The following is a 4885-nucleotide window of genomic DNA, read 5'->3' as shown; positions in this document are numbered from 1 at the left end:
CGGGCGGACCCAACGGGCGGACCCAACGGGCGGGGTGGCGCATTCGAGGCGGCCCCTTCCCCACCCCGCCCCGCCCGCCATGAACACGCCCCCCCGCCTTGGAGCCCTCGTCGAGCCCGACGGCGTCCGCTTTCGCGTGTGGGCGCCCGCCGCCGAGCGCGTCGACGTCGTCCTGGGCGAGCGGAGCGTGCCGCTCGATGCGACGGGCGACGGGTACCACGAGGCGTTCGTGGGCGGGGCGGCGGCCGGCGACCGCTACCGGCTCGCGCTCGACGGCGGCGACCCGTTCCCGGACCCGGCCTCGCGGTTCCAGCCCGAGGGCGTCCACGGGCCGAGCGAGGTCGTCGACCCGGGCGCGTTCGCGTGGACCGACGACAGCTGGACCCCGCCCGGCCTCGAAAGCCTCGTCGTCTACGAGCTCCACGTCGGCACGTTCACGGCGGAGGGCACGTTCGACGGCGTCCGCGAAAGGCTGGGGGCGCTCCGCGAGCTGGGCGTGACGGCCGTCGAGCTCATGCCGCTCGCCGACTTTCCCGGCGAGCGCGGGTGGGGCTACGACGGCGCCGCGCTCTACGCCCCGGCCCACGCCTACGGCCGGCCGGACGATTTGCGGCGGCTCGTCGACGCGGCCCACGCCGAGGGCTTGGCCGTCCTGCTCGACGTGGTCTACAACCACCTCGGCCCGGACGGCGCCTACGTCGCCGCCTTTGGGCCCGTGTTCACGCCTCGGCACGAGACCCCGTGGGGGCAGGCCATGAACCTGGACGACGACGGCTCGCGCGGCGTCCGCGACCTGTTTCTGGACAACGCGCGCCACTGGCTGGAGGAGTACCACCTCGACGGGTTCCGCCTCGACGCCACGCACGCGCTCGTGGACGACTCCGACCCGCACTTTCTAGCCGAGCTCTCGGCGTTCGTCGACGGCCTCACCCCGCCCCGCCTCCTCATCGCTGAGGACCATCGGAACGACGCCCGCCTCGTCACGCCCCGCCCCGCCGGCTACGGCCTCGACGCCGTCTGGGCCGACGACCTCCACCACCAAGTCCGCAACGTGCTCGCCGGCGACACCGAGGGCTACTACGCCGACTTTGCCGGCACGACGACGGCCGAGATCGCCGAGACGCTCCGCCGCGGCTGGTTCTACGACGGCCGCCCAACCCGGCGGACGGGCGAGCGGCGCGGGACGAGCGCCGAGGGCGTGCGGCGCGAGCAGTGCGTGGTGTGCGTCCAGAACCACGACCAGGTGGGCAACCGGCCGACCGGCGCGCGCCTCCACCACGAGGTATCGGCCGCCGCCTTCCGCGCGGCGACGGCGCTCCTGCTCGTGGCGCCCGAGACGCCGCTGTTGTTCATGGGGCAGGAGTGGGCCACGTCGGCGCCGTTCCCGTTCTTCTCCGACCACAACGCCGAGCTCGGCCCGCTCGTGACGGCCGGCCGCAAGCGCGAGTTCGCCGACTTCCCCGGGTTCTCCGGCGAGGTCCCCGACCCGCAGGCCGAGGGCACGTTCCGGTCCGCCGTCCTCGACTGGTCCGAGCGCGACGCGCCGGGGCACGCTCACACGCTGGCCCTCACGCGCGCGCTCCTCGCCCTCCGCCCCGCCCTCGGCGACCCGGCCGAGGCGACCGTCGAGGCCGCCGGCGACGGCGCCCTCGTCCTCCGCCGCGGCGGCCACGTCGCGCTGGTCGACCTCGTGGGCGGGGCGGCGCTGGGGCTCCCGAGCGGCGCCCACGTCGTGCTGTCGACCGAGAGCGCGGCCCACGCGCCGGACCCCGCCCCGCCCCGGCGCGAGGGCGGGGCGGTGGTGTTCTCGCGGCCGGGGGCGCTCGTGGCGCGCGTCTAGGGCAGGGCGGTCGGGCGAGGCGGCCCCGCCACTCTGACCGCCCCGCCCGCGGGACTCGCTGCGCCCGACGCGAGTACGTACGGGCTCCCCGCCGCCCCGCCCTCCAGGTTCACCGTTGCCCTCCCCCCCGACCTTCTCGATGACCGCCACGTACCGGCTCCAGCTCCGCCCCGAGTTCGGGTTCGCCGACGCCGAGGCCGTCGTCCCGTACCTCGTCCGGCTCGGCGTGAGCCACCTCTACCTCTCGCCCGTCACCGAAGCGCGCGCGGGCTCGACGCACGGGTACGACGTGGTCGACCACAACCGCGTCAGCGACGCGCTCGGGGGGCGGGGCGGGTTCGACCGGCTGGCCGCGGCGTGCGCCGAGCACGGGCTCGGGATCGTGCTCGACTGGGTGCCCAACCACGCTGGCGTCGGGCCGCGGAACTGGGCGTGGCAGGACGTGCTCGCCTACGGCCCGCACTCGGAGTACGCGAGCACCTTCGACGTCGACTGGGACCCGCTGAAGCCGGGGCTCCGCGGCAAGGTGCTCCTCCCGTTCCTCGGGGCGCCCTACGGCGAGGCCCTCGACGGCGGCGACATCGCGCTCGCCTACGACGACGGCCGGTTCTACGCGACCTACTACGACGACCGCTTCGCGCTGAGCCCGGCCACCTACGCCGCCCTCCTCGACGCCGCCCTCCCCGCCCACGAACGCGAGGACGTCTACTTCGACCTCAAGGACCTCGCCGACGCCTACGGCGGCGTCGCGCCCGGCGAGGTGGAAAAGGCCGAGGCCCTGCGCCTCCGGCTCCTCGCGCTCGCCGACCGGGCCGACGTGGCCGCCGGGCTCGCGTCGTTCGAGGGCGGGGCGCTCCACGACCTCCTGGAGCGCCAGGCGTGGCGGCTCGCGTCGTGGAAGACGGCGGGGCACGAGATCAACTACCGCCGCTTTTTCGACATCAACGGGCTCGTCGCGCTCCGCATGGAGGAGCCCGAGGTGTTCTGGGAGTCCCACCGGCTGCTCGGCGAGCTGCTGGCGATGGACGCCGTCCACGGCGTCCGCGTGGACCACGTCGACGGCATGTTCGACCCGGCCGGGTACCTCGAAGCGCTCCGCGAGCTGGGCGCGCAGCATGTCTGGGTCGAGAAGATCCTGGGGCCGGGCGAGACGCTCCCCGACGGCTGGTGCACCGAGGGGACGACCGGCTACGAGGTCATGAACGACCTGGCCCACCTCGGCCTCGACGCCGACGGCCTGGCGGTCCTCGACCGCGTGTGGCGCCGGGCGGTCCCCGACGCCGAGCCGTGGGACGAGACGGTCTACGAGAGCAAGCGGATCGTGATGGACACGTCGCTGCCGGGCGAGCTCGTGCGCCTCGCCACCGGGCTCAACCGGATCTCCGAGCTCGACTACCGGACGCGCGACTTCACGCTCGGCGGGCTCCGCGAGGCGCTCGTCGAGGTCGTCGCCGCCTTCGACCGCTACCGGACGTACCTCCCCCACGACGCCGCCGAGGCCCGGGCCGTCGCGGGCGGGGCGGTCGCCCGGGCCAAGGCGCGCAACCCGGCCGCGGAGCCGTCGGTGTACGACTTCGTCGAGCGCGCGGTGTCGGGCGAGGCCGCCGAGGCCGCCCCGCCCCCGCTCGCGGAGCGGCTGTGGGCGTGGGTCGGGCGGTTCCAGCAGTACACGGCGCCGGTCGCCGCGAAGGGCGTCGAGGACACGGCGTTCTACCGCTACGCGCGGCTGCTCGCGCTCAACGAGGTCGGCGGCGAGCCCGACGAGGGCGCCCTCCCCGCCCGCGACTTCCACGCGCGCAACCGGGAGCGGGCGGGCCACTTCCCCCTCAACCTGCTCGCGACGGCCACCCACGACCACAAGCGCGGCGAGGACACGCGCGCCCGGCTCGTCGCGCTCGCGGCCGTCGCCGACGACTGGGGCGGGGCGGTCGAGGCGCTGGACCGGGCGACCGCGGGCCTCGTCGGCGCGCGCGGGCCGAGCGCGCTCGACCGCTACGTGGTGCTCCAGACGCTCGCCGCGCTCTGGGCGCCGCCGCCGTCGCAGGACGCCGAGGCGTACCGGGCCGACCTCGCGGACCGCCTCTGGGGCTACGTCCAGAAGGCGGCGCGCGAAGCCAAGCTCTCGACCAGCTGGATCAATCCGGACGCAGCCTACGAGCGCGACCTCGAAGCGTTCACTCGCAGCGCGGTCGCGGACGAGTCCGTGGCCGACGTCCTCGCCCCGCTCGCCGAGCGCCTCGCCGCGTTGGGGCTCCGGCACACGCTCACGCAGACCGTCCTCAAGCTGACGATCCCGGGCGTCCCCGACCTGTATCAGGGGACCGAGCGGCTCGACCTCTCGCTCGTCGACCCCGACAACCGCCGGCCGGTTGACTACGCCGAGCGCGCGGCCACGCTCGACCGGCTCGCGCCGCTCCTCGACCGCCCCGCCCCCGACGACGTCCGCGACCTGCTGCACACCGGCGAGGCGGACGCCAAGCCGTACGTCACGGCCCGCCTCCTCCGCCTTCGCCGCGACCGCCCCGCCTTGTTCGAAGGCGACTACCGGGGCGTCGAGGTCGAGGGCGACGGCTGGGTCGCGTTCGAGCGCGCGGGCGGCGCCCTCGCCGTCGTCGTGCCCCAGACGCCGGACCGCCCCGCCCCCGCGACCGTCCGCCTGGGCGGGGCGGCGTGGACGGACGCGCTCACGGGCGCCCGCGTCGAGGCCGAGGGCGGGGCGGTCTCGACGGACGCGCTGCCGACGTCGTGGGCCGTCCTCGTGCGGGACTAGCGGGGCGGCACGGGCGGGGCGGGCGGGCGCGTTATCCTGTGCCACCCCGCCCCGCCCGGCCATGACAACGCTTCCGATCCCTGTCCGCGACGAGACCGCCGACGCCTTCCGCAGCGCCCCACCCGCAACGCAGGAGTGGATCGCGCACTTTATCGACGCCTACTTCGAGAGGGCGGGGCGGACGAGGAGAGAAAAGGCAGAGGCGCTCAAGCGGACGATGGACGAGCTCTCGGCAGAAGCCCAAGCGAACGGGTGGACCGAGGAGATGAACGAGG

General features: G+C 75.4%; 3 protein-coding genes. All 3 read left to right on the top strand.

The window, feature by feature from the left end; translation table 11 throughout:
- The first annotated feature begins 79 nt into the window (after nucleotides 1-79).
- A complete protein-coding gene (gene treZ / locus RM540_RS16000) occupies nucleotides 80-1840 on the top strand; it encodes a malto-oligosyltrehalose trehalohydrolase (protein ID WP_311665977.1) in 1761 nt (586 codons plus the stop codon).
- Nucleotides 1841-1979: 139 nt separating this feature from the next.
- On the top strand, nucleotides 1980-4610 hold the full coding sequence (gene treY, locus RM540_RS15995) for a malto-oligosyltrehalose synthase (protein ID WP_311665975.1): 2631 nt from the start codon (nucleotides 1980-1982) through the stop codon (nucleotides 4608-4610).
- 61 nt (nucleotides 4611-4671) lie between these two features.
- A partial coding sequence (locus tag RM540_RS15990; RefSeq protein ID WP_311665973.1) for a hypothetical protein occupies nucleotides 4672-4885 on the top strand: 214 nt, incomplete at its 3' end.

Origin of the sequence: Rubrivirga litoralis, assembly GCF_031846415.1 — a bacterium.
In the GTDB taxonomy this organism is placed as follows: domain Bacteria; phylum Bacteroidota; class Rhodothermia; order Rhodothermales; family Rubricoccaceae; genus Rubrivirga; species Rubrivirga litoralis.
The sequence above is the reverse complement of the archived record's forward strand: the minus strand, read 5'-3'. Positions and strand labels throughout refer to the sequence as shown.

Excerpts from the sequence above, each read along its gene's own strand:
- treZ (WP_311665977.1), top strand. The coding sequence starts at position 80 with ATGAACACGCCCCCCCGCCTTGGAGCCCTCGTCGAGCCCGACGGCGTC.
- treY (WP_311665975.1), top strand. The coding sequence starts at position 1,980 with ATGACCGCCACGTACCGGCTCCAGCTCCGCCCCGAGTTCGGGTTCGCC.